Source organism: Microbacterium sp. NPDC055683, assembly GCF_053617895.1.
This window is the reverse complement of record NZ_JBSHGQ010000043.1, coordinates 1-26825: the sequence shown is the minus strand read 5'-3', so window position 1 is coordinate 26825 and position 26825 is coordinate 1. Positions and strand designations below refer to the sequence as shown.

The 26825-nt window shown below is 72.0% G+C and carries 24 protein-coding genes; 17 read left to right on the top strand and 7 right to left on the bottom strand.

All coding sequences use genetic code 11. The features are described from left to right. Positions 1-3: 3 nt before the first annotated feature. The 5 genes from ACWGPF_RS14670 to ACWGPF_RS14650 are packed head-to-tail and all read left to right on the top strand — an operon-like array spanning position 4 to position 4544. Entirely contained in the window at positions 4-1158 is a 1155-nt protein-coding gene (locus ACWGPF_RS14670) for a PP2C family protein-serine/threonine phosphatase (protein ID WP_452333493.1), read from the top strand. Further along, positions 1155-3113 (top strand): glycosyltransferase, encoded by a 1959-nt coding sequence (locus ACWGPF_RS14665; RefSeq protein ID WP_452333492.1) that lies wholly within the window; start codon positions 1155-1157, stop codon positions 3111-3113. The genes ACWGPF_RS14670 and ACWGPF_RS14665 overlap by 4 nt, the downstream gene beginning before the upstream one ends. Next, on the top strand, positions 3088-3420 hold the full coding sequence (locus ACWGPF_RS14660; protein WP_452333491.1) for an STAS domain-containing protein: 333 nt from the start codon (positions 3088-3090) through the stop codon (positions 3418-3420). The genes ACWGPF_RS14665 and ACWGPF_RS14660 overlap by 26 nt, the downstream gene beginning before the upstream one ends. Further along, positions 3410-3820, top strand: a complete 411-nt coding sequence (locus tag ACWGPF_RS14655) for an ATP-binding protein (protein WP_452333490.1) — start codon at positions 3410-3412, stop codon at positions 3818-3820. The genes ACWGPF_RS14660 and ACWGPF_RS14655 overlap by 11 nt, the downstream gene beginning before the upstream one ends. Before the next feature lie 28 nt (positions 3821-3848). Next, on the top strand, positions 3849-4544 hold the full coding sequence (locus ACWGPF_RS14650; RefSeq protein WP_452333489.1) for an IclR family transcriptional regulator: 696 nt from the start codon (positions 3849-3851) through the stop codon (positions 4542-4544). A gap of 2 nt (positions 4545-4546) precedes the next feature. Here the strand turns inward: ACWGPF_RS14650 and ACWGPF_RS14645 are convergent, their stop codons facing one another. Next, positions 4547-6424 (bottom strand): FAD-dependent monooxygenase, encoded by a 1878-nt coding sequence (locus tag ACWGPF_RS14645; RefSeq protein ID WP_452333488.1) that lies wholly within the window; start codon positions 6422-6424, stop codon positions 4547-4549. 246 nt (positions 6425-6670) lie between these two features. Here ACWGPF_RS14645 and ACWGPF_RS14640 point away from each other — a divergent pair, with 246 nt between their 5' ends. After that, on the top strand, positions 6671-8314 hold the full coding sequence (locus ACWGPF_RS14640; protein WP_452333487.1) for a thiamine pyrophosphate-binding protein: 1644 nt from the start codon (positions 6671-6673) through the stop codon (positions 8312-8314). Between the two features lie 18 nt (positions 8315-8332). Here the strand turns inward: ACWGPF_RS14640 and ACWGPF_RS14635 are convergent, their stop codons facing one another. Both ACWGPF_RS14635 and ACWGPF_RS14630 read right to left on the bottom strand, forming a co-directional pair. After that, positions 8333-9718 carry an FAD-dependent oxidoreductase gene (locus tag ACWGPF_RS14635; RefSeq protein ID WP_452333486.1) on the bottom strand — a complete coding sequence of 462 codons (1386 nt, stop codon included), beginning with the start codon at positions 9716-9718 and terminating at the stop codon, positions 8333-8335. Between the two features lie 10 nt (positions 9719-9728). Next, positions 9729-10490 carry an MIP/aquaporin family protein gene (locus ACWGPF_RS14630; RefSeq protein ID WP_452333500.1) on the bottom strand — a complete coding sequence of 254 codons (762 nt, stop codon included), beginning with the start codon at positions 10488-10490 and terminating at the stop codon, positions 9729-9731. Positions 10491-10539: 49 nt separating this feature from the next. Here ACWGPF_RS14630 and ACWGPF_RS14625 point away from each other — a divergent pair, with 49 nt between their 5' ends. Together ACWGPF_RS14625 and ACWGPF_RS14620 are read left to right on the top strand one after the other, a co-directional pair. Then, positions 10540-11214: an arsenate reductase/protein-tyrosine-phosphatase family protein gene (locus ACWGPF_RS14625; RefSeq protein WP_452333485.1), complete on the top strand. Its 675-nt coding sequence runs from the start codon at positions 10540-10542 to the stop codon at positions 11212-11214. Positions 11215-11234: 20 nt separating this feature from the next. Then, complete coding sequence (locus tag ACWGPF_RS14620; RefSeq protein ID WP_452333484.1) at positions 11235-11633, top strand: arsenate-mycothiol transferase ArsC; 399 nt, start codon at positions 11235-11237, stop codon at positions 11631-11633. A 49-nt stretch (positions 11634-11682) separates the two neighbouring features. Here the strand turns inward: ACWGPF_RS14620 and ACWGPF_RS14615 are convergent, their stop codons facing one another. Continuing rightward, on the bottom strand, positions 11683-13002 hold the full coding sequence (locus ACWGPF_RS14615; RefSeq protein WP_452333483.1) for an NAD(P)-binding domain-containing protein: 1320 nt from the start codon (positions 13000-13002) through the stop codon (positions 11683-11685). A 92-nt stretch (positions 13003-13094) separates the two neighbouring features. On the opposite strand from ACWGPF_RS14615, the gene ACWGPF_RS14610 reads away from it, so the two are divergent. Then, positions 13095-13442 (top strand): metalloregulator ArsR/SmtB family transcription factor, encoded by a 348-nt coding sequence (locus tag ACWGPF_RS14610; protein ID WP_452333482.1) that lies wholly within the window; start codon positions 13095-13097, stop codon positions 13440-13442. A 91-nt stretch (positions 13443-13533) separates the two neighbouring features. Here the strand turns inward: ACWGPF_RS14610 and ACWGPF_RS14605 are convergent, their stop codons facing one another. Next, positions 13534-14907: an MFS transporter gene (locus tag ACWGPF_RS14605; protein WP_452333481.1), complete on the bottom strand. Its 1374-nt coding sequence runs from the start codon at positions 14905-14907 to the stop codon at positions 13534-13536. A gap of 157 nt (positions 14908-15064) precedes the next feature. Between ACWGPF_RS14605 and ACWGPF_RS14600 the strand changes: the two genes are divergently transcribed. The 6 genes from ACWGPF_RS14600 to ACWGPF_RS14575 are packed head-to-tail and all read left to right on the top strand — an operon-like array spanning position 15065 to position 21492. Next, on the top strand, positions 15065-16525 hold the full coding sequence (locus tag ACWGPF_RS14600) for a fumarylacetoacetate hydrolase family protein (protein WP_452333480.1): 1461 nt from the start codon (positions 15065-15067) through the stop codon (positions 16523-16525). Then, a complete protein-coding gene (locus ACWGPF_RS14595; RefSeq protein WP_452333479.1) occupies positions 16522-17217 on the top strand; it encodes a GntR family transcriptional regulator in 696 nt (231 codons plus the stop codon). The genes ACWGPF_RS14600 and ACWGPF_RS14595 overlap by 4 nt, the downstream gene beginning before the upstream one ends. Next, complete coding sequence (gene hpaE / locus ACWGPF_RS14590; protein ID WP_452333478.1) at positions 17214-18725, top strand: 5-carboxymethyl-2-hydroxymuconate semialdehyde dehydrogenase; 1512 nt, start codon at positions 17214-17216, stop codon at positions 18723-18725. Before ACWGPF_RS14595 ends, hpaE begins: the two co-directional genes overlap by 4 nt. Before the next feature lie 33 nt (positions 18726-18758). Beyond that, entirely contained in the window at positions 18759-19922 is a 1164-nt protein-coding gene (gene hpaD / locus ACWGPF_RS14585) for a 3,4-dihydroxyphenylacetate 2,3-dioxygenase (protein WP_452333477.1), read from the top strand. Continuing rightward, positions 19919-20707 (top strand): 2-oxo-hept-4-ene-1,7-dioate hydratase, encoded by a 789-nt coding sequence (gene hpaH, locus ACWGPF_RS14580; protein ID WP_452333476.1) that lies wholly within the window; start codon positions 19919-19921, stop codon positions 20705-20707. Before hpaD ends, hpaH begins: the two co-directional genes overlap by 4 nt. Then, positions 20692-21492 (top strand): HpcH/HpaI aldolase family protein, encoded by an 801-nt coding sequence (locus tag ACWGPF_RS14575; protein WP_452333475.1) that lies wholly within the window; start codon positions 20692-20694, stop codon positions 21490-21492. The genes hpaH and ACWGPF_RS14575 overlap by 16 nt, the downstream gene beginning before the upstream one ends. A gap of 4 nt (positions 21493-21496) precedes the next feature. On the opposite strand, the gene ACWGPF_RS14570 is transcribed toward ACWGPF_RS14575, so the two are convergent. Further along, positions 21497-22798 carry a dicarboxylate/amino acid:cation symporter gene (locus ACWGPF_RS14570; protein ID WP_452333474.1) on the bottom strand — a complete coding sequence of 434 codons (1302 nt, stop codon included), beginning with the start codon at positions 22796-22798 and terminating at the stop codon, positions 21497-21499. A gap of 98 nt (positions 22799-22896) precedes the next feature. Further along, positions 22897-24099, bottom strand: coding sequence for an MFS transporter (locus tag ACWGPF_RS14565; protein ID WP_452333473.1), 1203 nt, complete (start codon positions 24097-24099; stop codon positions 22897-22899). A gap of 78 nt (positions 24100-24177) precedes the next feature. Between ACWGPF_RS14565 and ACWGPF_RS14560 the strand changes: the two genes are divergently transcribed. Both ACWGPF_RS14560 and pgi read left to right on the top strand, forming a co-directional pair. Next, a complete protein-coding gene (locus ACWGPF_RS14560) occupies positions 24178-25068 on the top strand; it encodes a LysR family transcriptional regulator (protein WP_452333472.1) in 891 nt (296 codons plus the stop codon). A 44-nt stretch (positions 25069-25112) separates the two neighbouring features. After that, complete coding sequence (pgi, locus tag ACWGPF_RS14555; RefSeq protein ID WP_452333471.1) at positions 25113-26795, top strand: glucose-6-phosphate isomerase; 1683 nt, start codon at positions 25113-25115, stop codon at positions 26793-26795. The last annotated feature ends 30 nt before the right edge of the window (positions 26796-26825 follow it).

Sequence of the window (26825 nt, the reverse complement as noted above, 5' to 3'; positions counted from 1 at the left end):
CCCATGATCGACGAGCAGCGACGGCAGCGCGCCCTCGAGGCGCTGCACATCCTCGACACCCCGCCCGACGAACGCGTCGATCGGGTGACGCGCCTCGCGCAGGAGATCTTCGACGTCCCCATGGTGAGCGTCTCGCTGCTCGACCGCGACCGGCAGTGGCGGAAGTCCGAGATCGGGCTGGGCGGCCGGGAGGCGCCCCGCGAGGACTCGTTCTGCGACTTCACGGTCCGTCAGGACGCGACCGTCGTCATCGAGGACGCGTCGGCGACGGCGGGCTTCGCCGACAACCCCTTCGTCGTCGGCGATCCCCACCTGCGGTTCTATGCGGGCCATCCGCTTCACGCGCCGGGTGGGGAGCCCGTCGGCACGCTCTGCATCCTCGACACGACGCCGCGCGCCTTCGGCGACGACGAGCGCATCGCCCTGCAGCAGCTCGCCGTGTGGGTGCAGACCGAGCTGGCGCGCGATCAGGACCTCGACCACGCGCTCCTCGTGCAGCGCACGCTGGCGCCGCGGTCGCTCCCCCGTGTGCCGGGATGGACGATCGCCGCGGGAGCGGCCGCGCGCGACCGGCTCTCGGGCGACTTCCACGACGTCGTGCTCCGCGACGGCGTCGTGCGCGTCACGCTCGCCGACGTGATGGGCAAGGGCACGGGACCCGCCATCATCGCCTCCGGTGTGCGGGCCTCGCTGCGCACCGCGCCGGAGCGGCCGCTCGCCGCCGCCGTCGCGGAGGCCGACCGCCTGCTGCAGGCCGACCTCGGCGACACGACGATGTTCGTCACGGCGGTGCACGCCGACGTCGACACCCGCAGCGGCCGGATCGACCTCGTGGACGCGGGGCACTCGCTCGCGTTCATCCTGCGCGCGGACGGGTGCTGGGAGCATCTGCGCTCGCTGGGGCTGCCGCTCGGGATGGGGATGGCCGGCGACGACGAGCGCACGACGACGACGTCCGTCCTCTCCGCCGGCGACGCGCTCGTGTGCTGCAGCGACGGGCTCCTCGACGTGCTCGACCTCGACGACCCGTTCGGCCAGGTGGCGCAGGTGCTGCGCGACCGGGGACCCGACGGCGCCGTCGCCGAAGCGCTCCGCCTCGCCCGCAGCGAGGCCGCGACCGACGACATCACGGTCGTCGTCGTCCGGAGGGACGCATGACCGCCCGCTTCGCCGCCATCCGCGTGCTCGCGCTGCTCTCCGTCCTGCTCGGCGTCAACTACGTCGCATGGCGGTGGCTCGCCTCCGTCAACTGGGAGGCGTGGTGGATCGCGGTCCCCCTCGTGCTCGCGGAGACGTACAGCGTCATCGACACCGTCCTGTTCTGCCTCACGATGTGGCGCGCGAGGGAGCGCCCCGCTCCCGTCTCCGAGCCGCAGGGCACGGTCGACGTGCTCATCACGACGTACAACGAGCCCCTCGAGCTCGTGATGACCACGGCGCGTGCCGCGAAGCGCATCGCCTACCCGCACGAGACGTGGATCCTCGACGACGGCAACCGCGACGAGCTGCGCGCGGCCGCGGAGCGGGACGGCGTGGGATACCTCAACCGCTCGGACGATTGGACGGGCAAGCCCCGCCATGCGAAGGCCGGCAATCTCAACAACGCGCTCTTCCAGACGGAGGGCGAGTTCCTCCTCATCCTCGACGCCGACCAGGTCCCCGATCCGCTCATCCTCCACCGCACGCTCGGCTACTTCGCGGACGACGAGCGGGTCGCCCTCGTGCAGACGCCGCAGTGGTTCTCCAATGTCGACGAGGCCGATCCGCTGGGCAGCCAGGCGCCGCTCTTCTACGGCCCCATCCAGCAGGGCAAGGACGGCTGGAACGCCGCCTTCTTCTGCGGGTCGAACGCCGTGCTGCGGCGCGACGCCCTCATGCAGCTCGGCATCATCGGCTACGTCCGGAGCGTCGCGGACGGGGCGCAGCGCGCGCTGCGCGCCTCCGAGAGCCTCCTCGCCCGGGAGACGCGGCGCGCCGACGGCCCGCTCCGCGACGAGCTCGCCGCACTGCGGCGGACGGTCGCCGAGGCCCGCGCGGAGATCGCCGCGGGCGGGCCCGTCGCCGATGTGACCTACCGCGTGAAGACGGCGGTCGACGATGCGGGCGTGCGTCTCGTGACGGGAGACCTGGCGGCCATCCGCGCCGATCTCGCCGAGCTCGGCGAGCTGCCGGTGTCGCGCGACGCCGAGCTCGACGGCGTCGTCGTCGACGACGCCGCGCTCGACGCGCTCGCGGCGCGCGACCTCTCGCCGCTCGGCGCCGTCGAGGCGGTCTCCGCCCTGCTCGCCGCGCTCCGCATCGACCGGCCGGACGAGGCGCAGCCGGTGCAGCCGCTCGCGACCATCTCCGTCACGGAGGACATGGCCACCGCCATGCAGCTGCACGCGCTCGCATGGCGCAGCGTCTACCACCACGAGATCCTCGCGCGCGGGCTCGCCCCCGAGGATCTCCGCACGATGCTCACGCAGCGCCTGCGCTGGGCCCAGGGCACGCTCCAGGTCATGCTGCGCGACAATCCGCTCGTCAAGCGCGGGCTCACCGCCGGGCAGCGGCTCATGTACTTCGCGACGATGTGGAGCTATCTCTCCGGCTTCACGGCCGTCGTGTACATCGCGGCGCCGGTCGTCTACCTCGTCTTCGGCGTGCTGCCCGTCACGGCGTGGTCGGTCGACTTCTTCGCGCGCTTCCTCCCCGCCTTCCTCGTCAACCAGGCGCTCTTCCTCGTCGTCGCGAAGGGCATGCGCACGTGGCGCGGGCAGCAGTACTCGCTCGCGCTCTTCCCCGTGTGGATCCGCGCGTGCTGGACGGCCTTCGCGAACGTGGTGCTGAAGCGCCCGCTCGGCTTCGCCGTCACGCGCAAGGACGGGCGCGACCCCGACGGCGTGCCGTGGCGCGCCATCTGGCCCCAGCTGACCGCCATCGCGGCGCTCGTCGTCGCGCTCGCGATCGGCGCGGTCCGCGTCGCGGTCGGGACGGGAGACGGCACCGGAACCCTCGTCAACACGGCGTGGGTCGTCTACGACCTCGTCGTGCTGAGCGTCATCGTCCAGGCCGCCCTCTACCGCGGCCCGCAGCAGAAGGAGAAGGATGAACCTGTCCACCACGACGCATGAGAACCACGCCGTCATCTCCGTGACCGGTCGTCTGACGGCGGCGGGCGCGCCTGCGCTCCGGGCCGCCGTCCAGGAGCTCGTCGATGCGGGCAGCGCGCGCATCGTGCTCGACCTCGCCGCGACGGCGTTCGTCGACTCCTCTGGCCTGGGCGCCATCATCGGCGGCCTCAAGACGGCGCGGAACGCGGGCGGCGACCTGCGCATCGCCGCCGTCCCCGAGCCGGTCGCCGCCGTGCTCCGCCTCACGAACCTCGACCGCGTGCTGCGCGCCCACCCGACGCCGGAGACGGCGTTCGATGGGGACTGACGCGGTCACCGCGCACGTCGCCGGCCCCGCCGACGACGCTCTCGTCGACGCCCTGCTCGACGCGGCCGATCGCCTCTGGGAGCGCGCCCCGCACGTCACGGCGGAGGACCGCATGATGATGTCGCTCGCACTGTCGGAGATCGCCACCAACATCGCGCGCCACTCCCCCCGTGCCGTCCAGGTCGAGGCCGACCTCTCCGTCGACGGCGGTGAGGTGCGCGCCGTGCTCGCCGACACCGCTCCGCCTGCGGCCATCGACTGGGACGCCGTGCGCATGCCGGACGACGACGCCGAGTCGGGCCGCGGCCTCGCCCTCGCGCTGCGAGCGCTCGACGCCCTCGAGCACGAGCCGCACGCCGTCGGGAACCGCTGGACGCTCGTCCGCGCGCTGCGGGGATGACCGCGCGGGGCGCCGTACGATCGAACGCGTGACGGAGAAGAGCGCGACGGGGTCGCAGACGCTCAGCCGCGGCATCCGCCTGCTCGAGGTGATCGCCGCCGCGGAGCGCCCTCCCACGATCGACGAGCTCGCCGCGGCGCTCGGCGTGCACCGCTCCGTCGCGTACCGGCTCCTGCGCACGCTCGAGGACCACGGGCTCGTCGCCCGCGGCGACGACGGCCGCCCCGCCCTCGCGGCGGGGCTCGCGGCACTCGCCGCCGGCGTCTCGCGCGATCTGCAGCAGGCGGCGCTCCCCGCGCTCGCCGAGGTCGCCGACGAGCTCGGCATGACGTGCCTGCTCGCCGTCCAGCTCGACCGCGACGAGGCGGTGACCCTCGTCAGCGCCTCGCCGCGGCGCAGCGTCGCGGTCGTGTCGTACCGGCCGGGGCACCGCCATCCCCTCACCCGCGGAGGACCGGGCAAGGCCATCCTCCTGGCGACGGGCGAGGACGCGTGGCCCGATGCGCTCCGCGAGGAGCTCGCCGCATCCCGCGAGCGCGGCTACGCCGAGAGCCACGACGAGGTCGTGCCGTCGCTGCGCTCCGTCGCGGTCCCCCTGCGCCTCCCCCGCCAGCCCCCCGCGGCGATCGCGGTCGTCCACGTCGCGATGCCCGACGACCGCGCGGCCGTCGCCTCGCGGCTGGAACGGGCGGCAGGCGCGATCGCGCGCGCGTACGGCGGCTGACCTCAGCCCGCCGTCACGGTCCGCCGCGGCGGGAGCGTGAAGCGCTCCACGAAGCGGGCGAGCTCGTCTCGCGCCTCGAGCGGCAGCACGGCCGCGACGTACTGGTCGGGCCGCACCACGACGACCGCGCCGCCCGCGCCGATCCCACGAGCCGCGAACACGTCGTCGGCCGGGTCGGAGGCGTACACCTTCTCGTAGTCGACCACCTGGAACGGCCCCGTCCGCGGGAGGAACACGGCCGGCACGCGACCGAGGTCGACCTCCAGGTGCGGTCGCGGGTAGACGATCTTGACGTCGAAGCGCGCGTCGATGTCGTCGCCTTCCGCCACCGCCGTGAGCGGCGAGTCGGCGAGCCAGGCGGCGAGCGCCTCCGCCGCATCGCCCTCGGCGTCGGCGAAGACGTAGACCCGCCAGCGGCCGTCGGCGCGCGCATGGTGGCCGAGGTGCACGGGGTTGCCGTCGCAGACCCGCACGACGGGGTGCGAGCGGAACCGCTTGCCGATCGGGAAGCCGGCGGCGAGCGCCTGGTGCGCGTCTCCGTCGACGATGATCGAGGGCGCGTACTCCGTCATGAAGCCGGCCGGGAACTCCGCCGTCCGCACGTAGAACCGCTCGAGCTCGGCGGGATCGTCCATCTCCTCCGGGCGGGCGGCCATGAGCGACGACCACTGCCGGTCGAAGTCGATGAGGTTCTGCGCGACGACCTGGCGCTCGGCCGAGTACGTCGCGAGCAGCTCCTCGGGGGCGCGCCCCTCCAGCACGTGCCCGAGCTTCCAGCCGAGGTTGAAGCCGTCCTGGATCGAGACGTTCATCCCCTGCCCGGCCTTCGCGCTGTGGGTGTGGCATGCGTCGCCCATGATGAACACGCGCGGCGTGCAGGTGCCGGGCAGCTCGACATCGTCGAAGCGATCCGTGACGCGGTGCCCGACCTCGTAGACGCTGCGCCAGGCGACGTGCTTCACGGTGAGCGAGTAGGGATGCAGGATCTGGTTCGCGCGCGCCTCGACCTCCTCCTGCGTGGTCTTCCGCACCCCGCCCGCATCGTCGTGCCCGACCTCGCCGAGGTCCACGTACATCCGGAAGAGGTGGTTGCCCTCGCGCGGGATGTGCAGGATGCTGCCGCCGTCGTGCGACTGGATGGCGCACTTGCGCCGGATGTCGGGGAAGTCGGTGTCCGCGAGCACGTCCATGACGCCCCAGGCGTGGAACGCCTGGGAGCCCTGATGGCGCGCCCCGATCGCCTCGCGCACGCGGCTGCGCGCGCCGTCGCCTCCCACGACGTATTTCGCGCGGACGATGCGCTCGGCACCCTCGTCCGGACCGGCGCTGCGGCGCAGCGTGACGGAGACGGGATGGTCGCCGTCGCCGATCTCGAGCCCGGCGAACTCCCATCCGTAGTCGGGCCGGCTGCGCGTCGGCGAGCCGGCCATGACCTCGAGGAAGTAGTCCTGCACCCGCGCCTGGTTGACGATGAGGTGGGGGAACTCGCTCACGTGGGAGGGGTCGTCCGGTGCGACGGCGGTTCGCACGATGCGGGAGGGGTCGTCGGCGTCCGGCTTCCAGAACGCCATCTCGGTGATCCGGTACGCCTCCTCGATGATGCGGTTGGCGAAGCCGAAGGCCTGGAACGTCTCGACGCTGCGCGCCTGGATGCCGTCGGCCTGCCCCACCTCCAGACGGCCGGCGCGCTTCTCGACGACGCGTGTGACGACACCCGGGAACTGCGCCAGCTGCGCCGCGAGCGTGATGCCCGCGGGTCCCGTGCCGACGATGAGCACGTCGACGACGTCGGGGAGCTCGTCCGGCCGGTCGATGCCCGCCCCGGCGGCGGGCTGGACCCGCGGGTCGCCGGAGACGTAGCCATGGTGGTGGAACTGCACGGAGCTCTCCTCACATCGGTGTGGGTGCGGCGGGACGACGATGTCGCATTCGATATTCGAACACTGCGTTCCCTTATCGAATGACATGATCGTACCGCCCTCTCGTGCGGCGGGCAAGGGAACGTATACGATCGAGTCGTCCGGGCTCAGCGCCCGGTGCTCGAAAAAGGGGCACGAAGCGGCGCGACGACGCGGCGGCGAGACATATACGGAGCAGTCCCGTCCGTCCCGTCTCGAGAGGTCTCCATGCCCACCGTCTCCCAGCACGTCGCCGTCGCCCTGTCCCGTCACATCGACGAGGTATTCGGGCTGATGGGCAACGGCAACGCCCACTTCCTCGACGCCCTCCTGCGCCGCACGCCCGCGCGGTTCACCGCCGTGCGCCACGAGGCGGGAGCCGTCGTGGCCGCAGACGCCCACTTCCGCGCCTCCGGCCGCATCGCGGCCGCCACGACGACCTACGGCGCGGGGTTCACGAACACCCTCACGGCGCTCGCCGAGTCGGCGCAGGCCCGCATCCCCCTCGTCCTCATCGTCGGCGACGAGCCGACGTCGGGCCCGCGCCCGTGGGACGTCGACCAGATCGCGCTCGCGTCGGCCGTGGGCGTCCGCACGTACACGGCGGGACGCCTCGACGCCGCCGCCAGCACCGTCATCGCGATCGAGCACGCGCTCGCCTACCGCGTGCCGGTCGTGCTCGCCATCCCCTACGACGTGCCGACGCTCGAGGCGGGCGAGGTGCCGCCGACGCCCGCGCTCCGCCTGCCGGCCCCGACGCCGCCGTCGCCGCACACGCACGCCGCGGTCGAGCGGGTCGCGGCGGCGCTCGCGGGCGCTGAACGGCCGTTCCTGCTCGCGGGCCGCGGCGCGCACCTCGCGGGCGCGAGCGAGGTGCTGGGAGCCCTCGCCGACGCGACGGGCGCCGTGACGGCGTCCACGGCGCTCGGCCGCGGCGTCTTCCCCGATGGCCGCTACGACCTGGGCGTGACGGGCGGGTTCGGCGCACCCGGCGCCATGGAGCTCGTGCGGCAGGCCGACGTGGCCGTCGTGCTGGGCGCCTCGCTCACCCCCTTCACGATGCGCTTCGGCGACCTCTTCTCGCCGGGCACGAGGGTCGTGCAGGTCGATGTCGCGCCGACCGCGACGCATCCGCGCGTCGGCGACTACCTGCAGGGCGACGTGCGCGTCGTGGCCGAGCTCCTCGTCGCCGCCCTCGCGGAGGCGGAGCCGTCGGGATGGCGCGAGAGCGTCGACCTCGCCCCGCTCCGCGCGCAGGAGCCGGGCGACCGCCTCGCACCGGACGGCCGACTGGATCCCCGCAGCGCCGCCCAGCGGATCGGCGAGCTGCTTCCGGAGGACCGCGTCGTCGTGAGCGACGGCGGCCACTTCATCGGATGGGCCAACATGTACTGGCCGGTCGCGTCCCCCGAGCGGATGATCATGGTCGGCACGGCGTACCAGTCCATCGGACTCGGGTTCCCGAGCGTCGCGGGCGCGGCGCAGGCGGCTCCGGCGTCGACGATCGTCCTCACGACGGGAGACGGCGGCGGGCTCATGGCGCTCGCCGATCTCGAGACGGCGGTGCGGACGACGGGCGGGCGCGGCGTCTGCGTCGTCTGGAACGACGGCGCATACGGAGCCGAAGTCAACCTCTACGGCCTCAAGGGCCTCGCCGAGTCGCCCATGCTCATCCCCGAGGTCGACTTCGCGGCGCTCGGCGCCGCGGTCGGGGCGGAGGGGGTCGTCGTGCGTGACCTCTCCGACCTCGACCACCTCGCCCGGTGGGCCGCCCGTCCCGCCGACGAGCGCCCTTTCCTCCTCCTCGATCTGCGCGTGAGCCGGTCGGTCATCGCGCCCTACCAGCACGAGATCATCCGCGTGAACAGCTGAGAACGAGAGCGTCAGGACCTAAACGGGCGTCGTCAAGCGGCGCGCGTCGCCCTCCCATGCCTGCGTCGCCATCTGCACCGCGTCCCACGGGGACCCGAGCGGAGGCGTGTACGCGAGGTCGAGGTCGCTCATGGTGGCGACTGTCATCCCGTGATGGAGGGCCGTCGCGTAGGTGTCGACACGCTTGGAGATCTCGGCACCTCGGGCGCCCACGAGCTGCGCACCGAGCAGGCGGCCGTCGCGGGTGTCGCCCGTGATGCGGATGCTGATGGGGGTGGCTCCGGGATAGTAGCGCTTGTGGTCGTCGACGATCGCGGTGTAGCTGTGTGGGGCGTAGTCCGCGGCGGCGGCCTCGTGATCGCGGAGCCCCGTGCGCGCGGCTACGATGTCGAAGACCTTCACCACCTGCGTGCCCAGGCTCCCGGCGAACCGGGCGTTGCCGCCGACGGCGTTCTCCCCGGCGACCCTGCCCTGCTTGTGCGCAGTGGTGCCGAGGGGTAGGTAGGTGACGCCGAGGAGGCGGTGGTGGGTGACCACGCCGTCTCCGGCCGCCCACACGTTCGGCAGGCCGGTGCGCATGTACTCGTCGACGACGACCGCGCCGCCCGCGCCCGTGGTCGCGCCGGCCGCGGTGAGCAGGCTGGTGTTGGGACGTACGCCGACGACCACGAGCACGAGGTCCGCGCAGCGCGAGAAGGCGCCACCGTCGCGGACGCCGCTCACGGTGAGGCGGCCCGCTTCGCGGGCGACGGAATCGATGCGGGTTCCGGTGAGCACGTCGACGCCGTGGCGGGTGAGCTCGTCGTGGACGAGGGTGCCGAGTTCGGGGTCGAGGGTGGAGAGCACTTCGGGGCCGCGCTGGAGCTGGGTGACGTGCAGGCCGCGGACGGTGAGGGCTTCGGCCATCTCGAGGCCGACGTATCCGGCCCCGACGATGATCGCGGTCTCGGGCCGGTGCTCGTCGAGGTAGCGCTCCAGCGCGAAGGTGTCGCCCATCGAGTGCAGCAGATGCACCCCGTCGTCGGGGCCGAGCCGGTCGAGCCCGGCGATGCCCGCGGTGGACGGGGATGCGCCGGTGCCGACCATGAGCTCGTCGTACGCGATCGTCGATTCCGTGCCGGCGGCGTCGCGGACGGTGAGCCTGCGGCCGTCGACGTCGATGGCGGTGGCGAGGGTCTCCAGGCGCAGGTTCATGCCCGTGGCTTCGAGGTCGGCGTGCGTTCGGTGGGCGAGGGACTGCCACGGCTGCACCTCGCGGGAGAAGTAGTACGGGATGCCGCAGATGGAGAAGTTCGGGTAGGAGTCGGCCACCACGACGGTGACGTCGACGGAGGGATCGAGTTCGCGAGCTCGCAGGGCGGTGGAGATTCCGGCGTCGCTTCCGCCGATCGCGACGAGATGCATGGGGTGCCTTTCAGGACGTGGTTTCGGGTTGCGTGGGCACCACGACGTCGCCCGCGGTGCGTGCGGCGGTCGGGTAGAGAACGCGCAGCAGCGCGAGGCCGAGGGCCGCGCCGACGAGCTGGGCGAGGATGAACGGCACCACGGAGGCGGGGGCGATGCCGGCGAACGTGTCGGTGAACATGCGGGCGATGGTCACGGCGGGATTCGCGAACGACGTCGAGCTGGTGAACCAGTACGCGGCTCCGATGTACGCACCGACCGCGGCCGCCGCCGTCGAGCCCCTCTCTGCACGGGCGAGCGCGAAGATGAGCAGTACGAGCCCGGCGGTCGCGACGACCTCCCCGACGAGGTGCCCGCCGGTCGCGCGGTCGTGTCCGGAGAGGGCGGGCGCAGTGTCGAACATCACCCCTGCCAGGAGGGTTCCGGCGATGCCGCCGAGAATCTGCGCGGCGAGATACAGAGTCAGGTCGCGCAGCGGCAGGCCCGCCCCCGAGCGGCGCCCCCGCAGCCAGTCCGCTAACGACACCACGGGGTTGAAGTGCGCTCCCGACACCGGTCCGAGCATGAGGATCAGCACCGACAGGCCGAGCGCCGTGGTCAGACTGTTCTCGAGAAGCTGCACTCCCGCATCATGCGGAGAAAGACGCTGGGCCGCGATCCCCGATCCGACCACGACAGTGACAAGCAGGCCGGTCCCGAGGAACTCGGCGGTGGCACGACGCAGCAAGGGAAGCCGTATCGCGGACGGATGGGAGCGGGTGGTGGTTTCCATGTGGGCCCCATCTTGACCCGAATGCGGTGATTCAGTCAATATTGAATCAATGAACACTGAGAGAAAAGATACGGCGGAAGCGCGGGCCGCCCGGCACGCGGCGCTGAGCGATCCGTCGCGCCTGCGGGTCGTCGACCTCCTGACGCTCGGTGATCTGTCGCCATCTGAGATCGGCAGCGCTCTGGGCATGCCGGGGAACCTGGTCGCTCATCATCTGAGGGTGCTGGAGTCAGCGGGCATGGTGGCCCGGTCGCGCTCGGAGGCGGACAAGCGGCGCAGCTACGTCCATCTGACCGAAGGCGCACTGCAGGGGCTCGTCCCCGGTCGAGTCGACCGGGCGACGCGGGTGGTGTTCGTGTGCACCGCGAACTCGGCCAGATCGCAGTTGGCCGCGGCGCTGTGGGCGACCCGCAGCAGCATCCCAGCCGCGTCCGGCGGCACGCACCCCGCAGCCCGGATCGATCCCGGCGCGATCGCCACGGCCGGCCGTCACGCGCTCGACCTTGCCGATGAATCGCCTCGGGCGTTGGAGACGGTGCTGACCGGTTCGGATTTCGTGGTCACCGTGTGCGACAACGCGCACGAAGAACTCGGAGTGATCGGGCATCTGCACTGGTCGATCCCGGACCCGGTACGCGTCGGCACCGACGACGCCTTCGACACCGCCTACGACGAGCTGGAACGCCGCATCACGGAACTCGCCCCCCGGCTCGCCTCCACCTGACCCTCCCAGAAAGAGAACCCGTGACTGACACCACCCCGACCATCCTGTTCATCTGCCAGCACAACGCCGGCCGCTCCCAGCTCGGCGCCGCCCTCCTGGAACACCTGGCCGGCGACCGGTTCACCGCGACGTCGGCGGGCCTGTCCCCCGCAGACGAGGTGAACCCTGCCGTGGCCGCCACGGTCGCTGAGCTCGGCTTGGACATCACCGACCGCGTACCCCGCGCCGTCACCACGGACGACCTCGATCAGGCGGACGTCGTGGTGCTGATGAAGCCCGGCCTCGATCTGCCGTCGACGCCCCGCGGCGAGGTCCTGGAATGGTCGTTTCCCAACCCGGAGGCCTGGGACGCCGAGGCCGTGCGGCCGCTGCGCGAAGCCGTCACCGCGAAGATCCAGTCCACGCTCCTCGCACGCTAAGACACATGAGCGGGGCGGATCGCTGGCTGACCGGGGCCATCCGCTCCGGTCAGGCGGGAGCCGGAGCACGCCCGATCTGGAGTACCTGAGCCGGCGGGGCGCAGCAGGCGCCGCCCAGAGATGCCCCGGAAGCATCGAACAGTCCGGCGCCGCCGCATACCCCCGTGTCGGGCAGCACCAGCTCCACCCGTCGAGCGGCCTCGTGGTCGCCCGCGAGCTCCGCGACGACGCTGCGCACCTGCTCGTACCCGGTGAGGGCGAGGAAGGTCGGTGCCCGCCCGTAGGACTTCGCGCCTACGAGGTAGAAGTCAGATTCCGGCTGGGCGAGGTCGGCCGCGCCGGTCGCCGCGACCGACCCGCAGGAATGCACGTTCGGATCGACCTCCGCAGCGATCCGCGCGGGCGCCTGCAACGCGGGATCCAGCTCCAACCGAAGCTCCGACAAGAACGACAGATCGGGGCGGAACCCGGTGAGCACCACGACGCGATCAGCGACGACCGCGCGGCCATCCTCTGCGACGAGTACCGGCCGGCCCTCGTCCGTCGTCACGCGCTCGACGCGGAACCCGGTCACGAGCGACACCAGCCCGGCGTCGACGAACTCCTTCGCCTTGATCCCCAGCGCCCCGCGTGCCGGCAGCTCATCGGCCTCACCACCCCCGAAGGCGTTCCCGGCGGTGGCGCGGCGCAACGCCCACGTCACTGTGGTGTTCGGGTCGCGACGCGCCATGCGCGCCAGCGCGAGGACCGCCGTCACCGCGGAATGCCCGGAGCCGACGACGACCGTGTGCTTCCCCTCGAACCCCTCACGGTCCCGGAAGTCCGGGATGCGATACGACAGCATTCCGGCCGCACCCCGCTCGCCCAGCGCGGGCAGACCGTCGGCGCCTGCGGGGTTGGGCGATGACCACGTACCGGAAGCGTCGATCACCGCGCGCGCCAGCAACCGGTACTCCTCGCCCTCCCCCGGCTGCACGTGCACGGTGAACGGGTGGTCGCCGCGGCCGGCGTCGACCAGACGATCACGCCCCAGACGCGACACCCCCACCACCCGCGCGCCGTACCGTACCCGGTCGCCGAGCTCGGCAGCCAGCGGCGCGAGATAGCCGCTGATCCACTGCGCACCCGTCGGATACCCCGTCGTCGGAGCCGTCCATCCGGTGGGCTCGAGAATCCTCGCGCCGGCCGCGTCGACCAGCTCCGGCCACTCCGAGAACAGGCGCACATGACCCCACTCGGCAACCGCCGCCGCCGGGCCGGCCCCCGCCTCCAGGACGACGACCGGCACATCCCGCTCCACCAGGTGGGCGGCACCCGCGAGCCCCTGCGGGCCGGCACCGATCACGACCACGGGCAACGCGCTCTCCATCGCACTCACTCCTCGATCCATCGACAGATTCCAATGGATCGAGAGTCCTCGATGCATCGACAGATGTCAATGCGACATGGCAGGATCGTTGCATGCCCACGTCGCTTCCCATCCTCCCGCCCGACACGACCGCGTGCTGCTCCCCGGTCACCCGCGGAGTGCTGACGGCGGACGAGGCAGAGCGGATCGCGCGCACGTTCAAAGCCCTGGCCGACCCCGCTCGCGTGCGGCTTCTGTCGCTGATCGCCGCTTCCGATGACGGCGAAGCGTGCATCTGCGACCTCACCGAGCCCGTCGGACTGTCTCAGCCGACCGTCTCCCACCACATGAAGCTGCTCGTCGACGCCGGCCTCGCGAACCGCGAACAGCGCGGCCGCTGGGCCTACTACCGCGTCGTCACCGACGCCCTCGAACAGGCCTCCCGCATCCTGCGCCCGTGAGCGGAAGCGTCGTCCGGCCGATGACCGGCGACGCAGCTCCCAGGACCGGGGCCCCGCGGCATCGCCGCGAGGCCCCCGTCGTCGTGCGCCGTCAGCGCTGCCAGGCGTACAGGCCCGTCGACTGCTCCTCCTCCGCCGACGGCCGCAGGTCGATGCCGCGGCGGTCGCGCAGCAGCAGGGTCGCGACGAGACCGAGCACGGCCATCCCGACGAGGTACCACGTGACGGCGTCGGACGACCCCGTGGACTGCTGCAGCCATGCCGCGATCGTGGGCGCGAACGCGCCGCCGAGGATGGCGCCGATCGCGTACGAGATCGAGACGCCGGAGAAGCGCACGGACGCGGGGAACAGCTCGGAGTACCAGGCCGACTGCGGGCCGTACGTGAAGCCGAGACCGATGGTGAGGAGGACGAGCCCCGTCCCCAGCAGGACCACCTCGCCCGAGTTCACGAGCGGGAACAGCGCGATGAGCGCGGCCCCCTGCGCGATCCAGCCGATGATGTAGGTGGTGCGGCGCCCGATGCGGTCGCACAGCCATCCCGCCGCGAACGTCGACAGCAGCCAGCTCACCGACGAGATCGTCACCGCCGTGAGCACGGCGCCGCGATCGAGGCCGATGGCGGTCGTGGCGTAGTTCTGGATGTAGCCGCCCGTCGTCATGTAACCCGCGGCGTTGTTGCCCGCGAACACGAGCGCGGCGAGCAGCACGAGCGGCGTGAACCGGCGGAAGAGCGCCACCGCCGGCGCGCTCGTCTGCTCCTTGCGCTCCGCGATCTCGGCGAACACGGGGCTCTCCTCGACTCGGCGACGCACCCAGTACCCGACGAGGATGAGCACGACAGAGAAGAGGAACGGGATGCGCCATCCCCACTGGATGAAGGCGTCACCGGGGAACAGGGCGTTCATGAGCGCGAGCATGGCGCTCGCAAGGAGGAGCCCGATCGGCACGCCGATCTGCGGCATGGCGCCGAAGAGGCCGCGGCGTGCACGCGGGGCGTGCTCGACGGCCATGAGCACGGCGCCGCCCCACTCCCCGCCCGCCGAGACGCCCTGGAGCACGCGCAGGACGATGAGGAGGACGGGCGCCGCGACGCCGATCTGCGCGTACGTCGGCAGGAGGCCGATGAGCACCGTCGCCGCCCCCATGAGGATGAGCGTCACGACGAGCACGATGCGCCGCCCGTAGCGGTCGCCGAAGTGGCCGGCGAGGAACGCGCCGAGGGGGCGGAAGAGGAAGCTGATGCCGACGGTGAGGAACGAGAGGATGGTCGCCACCCCCTCGCCGGCCGGCTCGAAGAAGAGCTGGCCGAAGACGAGACCGGCGGCCGAGGCGTAGATGAAGTAGTCGTACCACTCCACCGTCGTCCCGACGACGGTGGCGAAGGCGACTCGGCGTCGATCGGACGTGGACGCGATGGTTCCCGTGGGCGTGAGGGGCCCGGCGTTCGGGTGCTGCGCGGACATCTGGCACTCCAATGTGACGAGGTCGGGACGGCGCGCCTGCGCACCGTCGTGGTTGAGAATATACGATTTCAGATATCTTTTGACAAGACCCCTTGCCGAGGCCGTCGGATCGTATATGATCTGAAGTCAAGACCCGCCCCGGAGCGAAGGAGCTCGTATGCCGCACGACGACCGGATCCCCGTCGCCCCGGGCAAGATCATCGCGGTGCACCTCGCCTACGGCTCCCGCGCCGCGCAGCGGGGACGCACGCCCTCCGCGCCCTCGTACTTCCTCAAGCCCACGAGCTCCCTCGCCCCTTCCGGTGCCGACGTCGAGCGACCGGAGGGCACCGAGCTCCTCGCCTTCGAAGGCGAGATCGCGCTCGTCATCGGCGCACGGGCGCAGCGGGTCCCCGTCGAACGGGCCTGGGACGCCGTCGCGGCCGTCACGGCCGCCAACGACTGGGGCGTGTACGACCTGCGGGCGAACGACAAGGGATCGAACCTGCGCAACAAGGGCCGCGACGGCTACACGCCCGTCGGACCCGCGCTCATCGACGCCCGCGCCGTCGACCCCGCCGCGCTCCGCGTGCGCACGTGGCGCAACGGCGAGCTCGCGCAGGAGGGCACGACGTCGGATCTGCTGTTCCCCTTCGCGCAGCTGGTCGCCGACCTCTCCCAGCACGTCACGCTCGAACCGGGCGACGTCATCCTCACCGGCACGCCGGCCGGTTCGTCGGTCGCGCTCCCTGGCGACGTCGTCGAGGTCGAGGTGGACGCGCCCGGCAAGCCCGGCGCGCCGACGAGCGGCCGACTCGTCAGCCGCGTCGTCGCCGGCACCGCGCCGTTCGACGCCGCGCTGGGCTCGCTGCCCGCCGTCGACGACCATCAGCGCGAGGAGGCCTGGGGGTCGCGCGACGCGGCCGGCCTCCCGCCGATCGGCCTCTCCGCCTCGCTCCGCGCCAAGCTGCACGACGCCCCCGTCGCCGGCCTGTCCGCGCAGCTGCGCCGGCGCGGGCACCACTCGTGCTTCGTCGACGGCGTGCGCACGGGCATCCCCGGAGCGAAGCTCGTCGGCACCGCGCGAACGCTGCGCTTCGTGCCGTTCCGCGAGGATCTGTTCGCCCGCCACGGCGGCGGCTACAACGCGCAGAAGCGCGTCTTCGACACGGTCGGCGACGGCGAGGTCGTCGTCATCGAGGCGCGAGGCGATGCGACATCGGGGACGCTCGGCGACATCCTCGCGCTGCGCGCGCGCACGCGCGGCGCCGCCGGGGTCGTCACCGACGGCGGCGTGCGCGACGCGGCTGCCGTCGCCGCGATCGGTCTGCCCGTGTTCTCGCGGGGCCCCCATCCGTCCGTCCTCGGGCGCCGGCATGTTCCGTGGGACGTCGACGTGACGATCTCGTGCGGCGGGGCGACTGTGCAGCCGGGCGACATCGTCGTGGGAGACGACGACGGGGTCATCGTCATCCCGCCCGCGCTCGCCGAGGAGGTCGCCGACGCGGCGCTCGCCCAGGAGGTGGAGGACGCCTGGATCGCCGAGCAGGTGGCGGCGGGGCATCCCGTCGACGGCCTCTTCCCGATGGACGCCGAGTGGCGCGCCCGCTTCGATGCGGCACGGAGGGCGGGAGGATGAGCAGCATGACCGTCACCCTCAGCAAGTCCCAGCGCGCCTACGAGTGGATCCGCGAGCGCATCGCCCGCCACGAGTTCGGGCCGGGCTACCGGCTCGTGCTCGGCACGATCGCCGCATCGCTCGATATGAGCGTCGTGCCCGTGCGCGAGGCGGTCCGCCGACTGGAGGCAGAGGGGATCGTCGAGTTCGAGCGCAACGTCGGCGCCCGCGTCACCCTCGTCGACGAGACCGAGTACCTCCACTCGATGCAGACGCTGGGCGTCGTCGAGGGCATCGCCACGTCGCTCTCGTCGCCGCTGCTCACGGCCGACGACCTGGACCGCGCCGCCGCCGTCAACGAGCGCCTCCGGCGCCTGCTCGACGACTTCGACGCGCACCTCTTCACGGTGATCAACCAGGAGTTCCACGCCGTGCTCTTCGCGCACTGCCCGAACCCGCACATCCTCGATCTCGTGCACCGCGGATGGACGCGGATGGCGGGCCTGCGCGACTCCAGCTTCGCCTTCGTCCCCGGCCGCGCCCAGGAGTCGGTCGCCGAGCACGACCGCATCCTCTCCCTCATCCGCGCGGGTGCCGATCCGCTCGAGATCGAGCTCGCCGCCCGCGATCACCGCTGGGCCACCATGAACGCCTTCCTCGCCCGCCGTCATGCGGGCGAGGCCGAACCGACCCTCACCGAGGAGGAGACATGACCGACACCGCCACGGCGCAGCGCCACGTGCCCGCCGACCTGCCCGACCGCATCCGCCACTACATCGACGGCGCCTTCGTCGACTCGCTGGACGGCGACACGTTCGACGTGCTCGACCCCGTCTCGAACGAGGTGTACGTGCGGGCGGCGGCCGGGAAGAAGGCCGACATCGAGCGCGCTGTCGACGCCGCCCGACGGGCCTTCGCCGACGGCCCGTGGCCGCGGATGCTCCCCCGCGAGCGCTCCCGCGTGCTGCACCGCATCGCCGACATCGTCGAGTCGCGCGACGCCCGGCTCGCCGAGCTGGAGTCGTTCGACTCCGGCCTGCCGATCACGCAGGCGCTCGGCCAGGCCCGCCGCGCGGCCGAGAACTTCCGGTTCTTCGCCGACCTCGTCGTCGCGCAGGCCGACGACACCTTCAAGGTGCCCGGTCGCCAGATCAACTACGTCAACCGCAAGCCGATCGGCGTGGCAGGACTGATCACGCCGTGGAACACGCCGTTCATGCTGGAGTCGTGGAAGCTCGCTCCCGCGCTCGCGACCGGCAACACGGTCGTGCTGAAGCCCGCGGAGTTCACGCCGCTGTCTGCCTCCCTGTGGGCGGGCATCTTCGAGGAGGCCGGGCTCCCCCGGGGCGTGTTCAACCTCGTGAACGGCCTGGGCGAGGAGGCGGGCGACGCGCTCGTGAAGCACCCGGACGTCCCGCTCATCTCCTTCACGGGAGAGAGCCGCACGGGGCAGATCATCTTCGGCAACGCCGCGCCGTACCTCAAGGGGCTGTCCATGGAGCTCGGAGGCAAGAGCCCCGCCGTCGTGTTCGCCGACGCCGACCTCGAGGCCGCCGTCGACGCGACGATCTTCGGCGTCTTCTCGCTCAACGGCGAACGCTGCACGGCCGGCAGCCGCATCCTCGTCCAGCGCGACGTCTACGACGAGTTCGTCGAGCGCTACGCCGCGCAGGCGAAGCGCATCCGCGTCGGCTACCCCCACGACCCCGCCACCGAGGTGGGCGCGCTCGTGCACCCCGAGCACTACGACAAGGTCATGTCGTACGTCGAGATCGGCAAGACCGAGGGCCGCCTCGTCGCGGGCGGCGGGCGGCCGGAGGGCTTCGACGAGGGCAACTTCGTCGCGCCCACCGTGTTCGCCGACGTCTCCCCCGACGCGCGCATCTTCCAGGAGGAGATCTTCGGCCCCGTCGTCGCGATCACGCCGTTCGACACCGACGAGGAGGCGCTCGCCCTCGCGAACGACACGAAGTACGGCCTCGCGGCCTACATCTGGACGAACGACCTGAAGCGCGCGCACAACTTCTCGCAGGCCGTCGAGGCCGGCATGGTGTGGCTCAACAGCAACAACGTGCGCGACCTCCGCACGCCGTTCGGCGGCGTCAAGGCCTCGGGCCTCGGGCACGAGGGCGGCTACCGCTCCATCGACTTCTACACCGACCAGCAGGCCGTGCACATCACGCTCGGCGAGGTGCACAACCCCACGTTCGGCAAGAACTGACGCCGGCCATCCGCTCACGCAAGGACGCATGACATGACTCGACGCGACGACATGACGCTCACCTCCTCCGGCTACTGGGTCTCGCAGGAGGCCCCGATCCACGCCGACGACCCGATCGCGACGCCGGCGGCGACCCCGCCCGACATCCTCCGCTGCGCGTACATGGAGCTCGTCGTCACCGATCTCGCCGCCTCGCGCCAGTTCTACGTCGACGTGCTCGGGCTGTACGTCACGGAGGAGGATGACGACACGATCTACCTGCGCTCGACGGAGGAGTTCATCCACCACAACCTCGTGCTCCGCGAGGGCCCCGTCGCCGCGGTCGCCGCCTTCTCCTACCGCGTGCGGACCCCTGACGACCTCGACCGCGCCGCCGCCTTCTACGCCGAGCTCGGCTGCGACGTCCGCCGCGCACCCGAGGGCTTCGTGAAGGGCGTCGGCGACTCCGTCCGCGTCGTCGACCCGCTGGGGTTCCCGATCGAGTTCTTCCACCACGCCGACCACGTCGAGCGAATGTCGTGGCGGTACGACCTGCACGTCCCCGGCGAGCTCGTGCGACTCGACCACTTCAACCAGATCACCCCCGACGTGCCGCGCGCGGTGAAGTTCATGCAGGACCTCGGGTTCCGCGTCACGGAGGACATCCAGGACGACGAGGGCACCGTGTACGCCGCCTGGATGCGGCGCAAGCCCACCGTGCACGACACCGCCATGACCGGCGGCGACGGGCCGCGCATGCACCACGTCTGCTTCGCGACGCACGAGAAGCACAACATCCTCGCCATCTGCGACAAGCTCGGCGCCCTCCGCCGCTCCGACGCCATCGAGCGCGGGCCGGGGCGCCACGGCGTCTCCAACGCGTTCTACCTCTACCTGCGCGACCCCGACGGCCACCGCGTCGAGGTCTACACGCAGGACTACTACACGGGAGATCCCGACAACCCCGTCGTCACGTGGGACGTGCACGACAACCAGCGACGCGACTGGTGGGGCAACCCCGTCGTGCCCTCGTGGTACACCGACGGGTCGCTCGTGCTCGACCTCGACGGCACCCCGCAGCCCGTCGTCGCCCGCACCGACTCGAGCGAGATGGCCGTCACGATCGGCGCCGACGGCTTCTCCTACACCCGGCACGGCGACGACGCCGCGATGCCCGAGTGGAAGCAGGGCGAGTACAAGCTGGGGAACCAGCTGTGACGCTCCCCGCCGAGACGATCGCGGCGCTCGCCGCCGAGCTCGCGGAGGCCGAGCGCACGCGCACGCCCATCCGCCGCATCACGGCGCGCCACCCGGAGGCGACCGTCGAAGACGCGTACGCCATCCAGGGCATCTGGCGGGATGGCCGGATCGCCGCAGGCCGCCGCCTCGTCGGGCGCAAGATCGGACTCACCTCGCGCGCCATGCAGGAGGCCACCGGCATCTCGGAGCCCGACTACGGCGTCATGTTCGACGACACGGTCTGGGAGAGCGGCTCCGTCATCCCCCACGCCGCGTTCTCGAACGTGCGCATCGAGGTCGAGCTCGCGTTCGTGCTCGCCGCACCGCTGGAGGGGCCGCACTGCACGCTCTTCGACGTCCTCCGCGCGACCGAGTACGTCACGCCCGCGCTCGAGATCCTCAACTCGCACATCGAGCTGGAGGGCCGCACGATCGTCGACACCATCAGCGACAACGCCGCCTACGGCGGGCTCGTGCTCGGCGGCAACCCGACCCGGCCCCACGACGTCGACCTCCGCTGGGTGAGCGCGCTGCTCCACCGCAACGAGACGATCGAGGAGACGGGGGTCGCCGCCGGCGTGCTCGGCCACCCGGGCCAGGGCGTCGCGTGGCTCGCCGACAAGCTGCACCAGCACGGCGCGCGCCTCGAGGCCGGGGAGATCGTGCTCGCCGGCTCGTTCACGCGCCCCGTGTGGATCGAGCGCGGCGACACCGTGCACGCCGACTACGGGCCCCTGGGGACGATCTCATGCCGCTTCGTCTGAGCCCGACGCTCCGCGAGCACATCGCCGCCTCGCCCCGCCCCCTCTACGGCGGATGGGCGTGCGCCGGCTCGCCCGTGACCGCCGAGATCATGGCGGGCTCGGGTCTCGACTGGGTGCTCATCGACATGGAGCACGCCCCCAACGGCCTCGAGTCGGTGCTCGCCCAGCTGCACGCCGTGTCGGGCTACGACGCCACGGCCGTGGTGCGGGTGCCGAGCGCCGACCCCGTCGTCATCAAGCAGGTGCTCGACCTCGGGGCGCAGACCATCCTCGTGCCGATGATCTCGACGGCCGCCGACGCGCGCACCGTCGCGGAGGCCGCGCAGTACCCGCCCGCCGGGCACCGCGGCGTCGGCAGCGCGCTGGCCCGCTCGGCCCGCTGGAACCGCGTCGACGACTACCTGCGGACGGCGGCCGAGCACGTCGCCGTGTTCGTGCAGGTCGAGACGGAGGAGGGTGTCGCGAACGCCCGCGCCATCGCCGAGGTTCCCGGGATCGACGGCGTCTTCGTCGGCCCGAGCGATCTCGCCGCGTCGATGGGGCTCATCGGCCAGCAGACGCATCCCGAGGTCGTCGCGGCCGTGCACCGCGCGTTCGAGGCCGTCACGGCGGCGGGATCGCCCGTGGGCGTCAACGCGTTCGATCCCTCGGTCGCGCGCGCCTACGTGGACGCCGGCGCGCGGTTCGTCCTCGTCGGTGCCGACGTGGCGCTCGTCGCCCGCGCATCGGAGGCGCTCGCCCGCGAGTTCATCGGCGACGACGAGACGACCCGGGGATCGTACTGAGCGCTCAGTCCGCCCTGTCCGCGCGCTCGAAGGCCTCGGCCATCCCCGCCTCGTCGACATCGGGAGCCGACGCGGTCGCACGCTCCTCGTAGACGTCGCGATCGATCTCGCCCTCCGCGTCGGCGACGAGCATGGCGACGAGCGTGTCGCCGTTGACGTTGAGGAAGGTGCGGAAGATGCCCGCGAACCAGTCCACGGCGATGAGCAGGCCCACGGCCTCGAACGGGAGACCGAGCGAGGTCGCGAGGAACATCGCGACGACGGGGAACCCGCCGGGGACCGTGATCGTCCCCATGTTCAGCAGGATGGCGAGGGCCATCCCGAGCGCGATCTGCCCGATCGAGAGCTCGATGTCGCCTGCCTGCGCGAGGAACATGACGACGATCATGTAGTTGAGGACGGCGCCGTACGACCCCATCGTCAGCCCGACGGAGAGCGTGAAGTTCGCGACCCGCGGGCTCACCCCGACCTTCTCCACCGTGTTGCGCAGCACGGTGGGGAAGGTGACGGCCGAGCTCGTCGTCGTCACGGCGATGGCGGTCTGCTCGGCGAGCTTGCGGGGCAGCCGCCAGGGGCTGAGCCGCGTGCGCGCGGCGACCACCGCGACGAACACGACGAGCAGGATGACGACGCCGAGGAGCGTCGTGCCGAGGTACGACAGCGCCGTCGTCACGACGGCGAAGCCCACGTCGCCCGCGAGCGCCGCGAGCAGGCAGAACACGCCGATCGGAGCGAGCCGCATGACGAAGCGGATCATCGTCAGCACGACCTGCTGCACCTGGTCGGCCATCTCGAGCACGAGGCGGTTGCCGGTCTTCGCGATGTAGGCGTTGAGCGCGGCGCCGAACAGCAGCGAGAAGACGATGATCGGCACCATCGACCCCGTCGACATGGCGTCGAACACGTTGGTCGACACGAAGCCGAGCAGCGTCTCCTGCCATCCCGTCGCCGAGGTCGCCGACTCCTGCAGCGCCGGGTCGAGCTCGCCGTCGAACCGCATGCCCGCTCCCGGCTGGAAGAGGGCGCTGAGACCCCAGGCGAGCGCGGCGGCCACGATCGAGAAGCCGATCATCCACGCGAACGTGCGCGCGGCGAGCCGCCCTGCCCCCGACCCCGACATCGATCCGGTCGCGACGACGACCGACGACATCACGAGCGGGACGATCGACATCTGGATGAGACGGATGAAGATGTCGCCGACGAACTTCAGGTTGCCCGCCCACTCCCCCGCGATGAGGCCGAACACGATGCCGAGGACGGCGCCCGCCCCGATCTGCAGCGCCGGGTTGCGCAGTGCCTTCTTCATGGCGGTCTCCTCGCTCTCGTGCGGTCGAATGGCCGCACGCCGAGCGTAGGAGCGCCGCATCACCCCTGCGAGGACGGGGTGTTACGTCCGTGTTTCGGTCAGGCCGCGCGCGCCGGCGCCTGCGCGGCCATCCGCCCGCCCGTCACCCCGACGAGCACGATGACGGCGCCCGCGAAGCCCACGAGCACGGTGGCCTGCGGCAGGGCGACGAGCGCCGCCCCCACCGCCAGCACGGGCACGGTGAGACCGGCGTAGGCGATGAGGAAGATGCCGGCGAGCGTCTCGCCGGCGCGCCCCGGGGCCGCGACCGAGGCGCCCGTCGCGATCGCCGAGCGGAACAGCACGCCGACGCCCGCGCCCGCCACGACGCCCGCGAGCGCGAACACGGGGAGCGAGGCCGTGAGCGCGGCCGATGCGACGGCGATCAGGCCCCCCACGACGAGCGACACGGCGAGGAGCACCTGCGTGCGCGTGGCGAGGCGCATCGTGAGGGCCTGCGCGGTGGCGGCCGACGCGTACACGCCGAACGGGATGGCGCCAGCCAGGAGGTGCGAGCTCTCGTGCATCGTGCCCGTGAGGAACGTGGGCGTGAGCGACGTGAACATCCCGAGCACCGCGAACGCGCCGAAGGCGGCCATCCCGGCGGCCCAGAAGGCGGCGCGCGCATCGCCGGGGAGGGAGAGGCGTTGCGGCCGGTACGCGGGGCGCTCCTCCCTTCGCTCGACGGTCTCCGGCACGAGCAGGAGCAGCACGGCGAGCGCCGCGAAGACGGCGGCGAACACGAGGTAGGGCGTGACGAGCGGCGCGGAGGCCCGCTCGGCGAAGAGCCCGCCGACGAGGGGGCCGAGCCCGAGCCCGCCGAGGTTCGCCACGGTCGCGACGAGCGCCGCGCGCGGCCCGCGGCGTCCCGTCGCGTCGGAGAGCTCGGAGAGGTGAGCCGTCGCGGTCGCCGTGAGCGCGCCGATCGCGATCCCGTTGACGAACCGCGCCACGAGGAGGCCCGCGACGTCGTTCCACAGCACGAACAGCACGGCGGAGAGCGCGCTCACGACGAGCGCCACGACGGTCACCCGACGGCGTCCGAGCCAGTCGCTGACATGGCCGGCGAGATACAGGCTCGCCATGACGCCGAGGGCGTACGCGGCGAACACGACCGTGACGACGGGTGCGGCGAAGTGATCGCGCTCCTGGTAGATCGCGTAGAGGGGCGAGGGCAGGGTCGAGAACGCCATCGCCGAGAGGAAGGCGAGGGCGACGATCCAGAAGCCGGTGTCGTGACGGAGTCGAGAGCGGAGGTCCACGTCTCGATCGTGCGCTCGGACCGGCATCGTGTCCAACGAACGCTCTCGATGATCCCCATCGGATATTACGATCGCAGCATGGACATGCGCCATCTCGCCTACGCCGTCGCGGTCGCCGACGAGCGCAGCTTCACGCGCGCGGCACGCCGCGTGTTCGCCGTGCAGTCGAGCGTCTCCGCGGGCGTCGCGGCGCTCGAACGCGAGCTCGGCGCCGCGCTGTTCGACAGGGACGCCCGCGGCGTGCGGCTCACGGCGGCGGGCGAGGCGGTGCTCCCCGAGCTGCGGGCGGCGCTCGACGCGGTCGACCGGGCCCGCATCGCCGCCGATCCCGAAGGCGGCCTCCGCGGCCGCGTGCGCGTGGGCGTCTTCTCGAACCTCGGATGGCTCGATCTGCCCGCCCTCGTCGGCGCGTTCCACGAGCGGCACCCGCTCGTCGAGGTCGAGGTGCGCCCCTCCCCGACCGGATCGACGGGCCTCGCGGAGGACGTGCTGCGCGGGCGGCTCGACATCGCGCTGTTCGGCCTGCCCGCGACCTCCGTCTCGGGGCTCATCGTGCGCCGCCTCACGACCTCGCCGTTCGCGGCGGTGCTGCCGGACGGCCATCCGCTCGCCGACCGCCCGGCCGTCGCGCTCGCGGAGCTCGCGGCCGAGCGGTTCGTCGACACGCCGGCGGGCTTCGGCAATCGCTCGACGCTCGATGCGGCCTTCGCGACGCGGGGCCTCGCGAGGGTCGTGTCGGTCGAGGTGGCCGACATCGGCTCGCTCCCCGACTACGTCGCGGCGGGCCTCGGCATCGCGGTGCTCCCCGAGATCAGCTTCGCCCCCCGCGCCGGCACGGCGGTCCTTCCGCTCTCGGACGGCGTCGTGTGGGAGCTGAACGCCGTGACGCGGCAGCAGCCCTCGCCCGCGACGGTCGCGTTCGCCGATCTGCTGCCGTCGTCCGGGGCGACTCCGGGCGACCTCACATGACCGCCGGCGCGCGTGTGATGCCGGCACTCGGTAGCGTTGCAGGCATGACCGCTCCCGTCGATCCCACGTCCACGTCAGCCTGGTCGGAGCTCGAGGCGCACCGCGCGAGCTTCACCCCCGATCTCCGCTCCTGGTTCGCCGATGACCCGGCGCGTGCCGAGCGGCTGACCCTCGAGCTCGCCGACCTGCACGTCGATCTCTCGAAGAACCTCGTGACCGACGACATCCTCGCCTCGCTCGTGCGGCTCGCCGAGGAGACGGGCGTCGCCGAGCGCTTCGCGGCCATGCTCGAGGGCGCGCACATCAACACGACGGAGGACCGCGCCGTCCTCCACACGGCGCTGCGCCGCCCCGCCGGCATCCAGCCGGCCTTCCTCGTCGACGGCCAGGACGTCGACGCCGACGTGCACGCCGTGCTGGGCCGCATCGACGCGTTCGCCGAGCGGGTGCGCTCCGGCGAGTGGACGGGCGTCACGGGCAAGCGCGTCACGCACGTCGTGAACATCGGCATCGGCGGATCCGACCTCGGGCCCGTCATGGTCTACGAGGCGCTCCAGCCCTATGCCGACGCCGGCATCGAGGCGCGGTTCATCTCCAACATCGACCCCACCGATCTCGCGCAGAAGGTGCAGGGGCTCGACCCCGAGACGACGCTCTTCATCGTCGCCTCGAAGACCTTCACGACCCTCGAGACCCTGACGAACGCGCGCCTCGCCCGCGACTGGCTGTGGACCGAGCTCGAGAAGCGCGGTGCCATCGAGGCCGACGACGCCGCGCGCACGGGGGCCGTCGCACGGCACTTCATCGCCGTGTCGACCGCGCTCGACAAGGTCGCCGAGTTCGGCATCGACCCCGAGAACGCGTTCGGCTTCTGGGACTGGGTGGGCGGCCGCTACTCCGTCGACTCCGCGATCGGCACCTCGCTCGCCATCGTGCTCGGCCCCGCCGCCTTCCGCGACCTGCTCGCGGGCTTCCACGCCGTCGACGAGCACGTGCGCACGACGCCGCTCGCGCAGAACGTGCCCGTCCTCATGGGCCTCCTCAACGTCTGGTACACGAACTTCCTCGGCGCGCAGTCGCACGCCGTGCTGCCGTACGCGCAGCAGCTGCACCGCTTCGCGGCGTACCTGCAGCAGCTCACGATGGAGTCGAACGGCAAGTCGGTGCGATGGGACGGCTCGCCCGTCACGACCGACACGGGCGAGGTGTTCTGGGGCGAGCCCGGCACGAACGGCCAGCACGCGTTCTACCAGCTCATCCATCAGGGCACGCGCCTCATCCCCGCCGACTTCATCGCGTTCGCGAACCCCGCCTACCCGCTGCAGGACGGCGGCCGCGACGTGCACGGCCTGTTCCTCGCCAACTTCCTCGCGCAGACGAAGGCGCTCGCCTTCGGCAAGACCGCTGCGGAGGTCGAGGCGGAGGGGACGACCGGCGCCCTCGTCGCCGCGCGCACCTTCGCGGGCAACCGCCCGACCACGTCGATCTTCGCGCCGGCACTCACGCCGGCCGTGCTCGGCCAGCTCATCGCCCTGTACGAGCACATCGTCTTCACGCAGGGCGTCGTGTGGGGCATCAACTCGTTCGACCAGTGGGGCGTCGAGCTCGGCAAGCAGCTCGCCCTGCAGATCGCGCCCGCGATCGAGGGGGATGCCGCCGCCCTCGACGCGCAGGACGCCTCCACGAAGGCGCTCCTCGCCTACTACCGCGCGCACCGCACGGTCTGAGGCCCTGACGGCGAGGAGCCCGGCGCGGAT